Source organism: Comamonas sp. GCA5, from assembly GCF_036541385.1.
In the GTDB taxonomy this organism is placed as follows: domain Bacteria; phylum Pseudomonadota; class Gammaproteobacteria; order Burkholderiales; family Burkholderiaceae_C; genus Comamonas; species Comamonas aquatica.
Map to the genome: position 1 here is coordinate 1 of NZ_JAZHFR010000218.1, position 592 is coordinate 592.

Consider the following 592-nt stretch of genomic DNA (forward strand, 5'->3'; position numbering starts at 1 on the left):
GCCATCGGCATCACCATGAGCGGAGAGAAGGAGGTGCTGGGCCTGTGGCTGGCCCAGACCGAAGGGGCCAAGTTCTGGCTGCAGGTGGTCACCGAGTTGCGCAACCGGGGCGTACAGGACATCTTCATTGCCTGCGTCGATGGGCTCAAGGGCTTCCCCGACGCCATTGAGGCCGTGTTCCCCAAGGCGGTGGTGCAGTTGTGCATCGTGCACATGGTGCGCCACAGCCTGAACTACGTGTCCTGGAAGCGCAGGAAGGAGGTAGCGGCTGATCTGCGCCACGTCTACCAGGCCGCCACGGCCGAGGAGGCCGAGCTGCGCCTGGGCGAATTCGAGGCCAGGTGGGATGCAGAGTACCTGCCCATCGGCCAGTCCTGGCGCAGGAACTGGAGCCGGCTGATTCCATTCTTCGACTACCCGCCGGAGATCAGGAAGGTGATTTACACGACCAACGCCATCGAGTCGGTCAACATGGGCCTGAGGAAGCTGAGCAAGAACCGGGGTTCATTCCCCAGCGATGAGGCGCTGACTAAGTTGTTCTACTTGGCCCTGCGCAACATCAGTCAGAAGTGGACCATGCCGATTCGGGATT

1 protein-coding gene is annotated in these 592 nt (G+C 61.8%); it reads left to right on the plus strand.

Annotated elements, in window-relative coordinates; all coding sequences use genetic code 11:
- On the plus strand, positions 1–592 hold a 592-nt coding region (locus SJH88_RS19335), incomplete at both ends, for an IS256 family transposase (protein ID WP_274755410.1).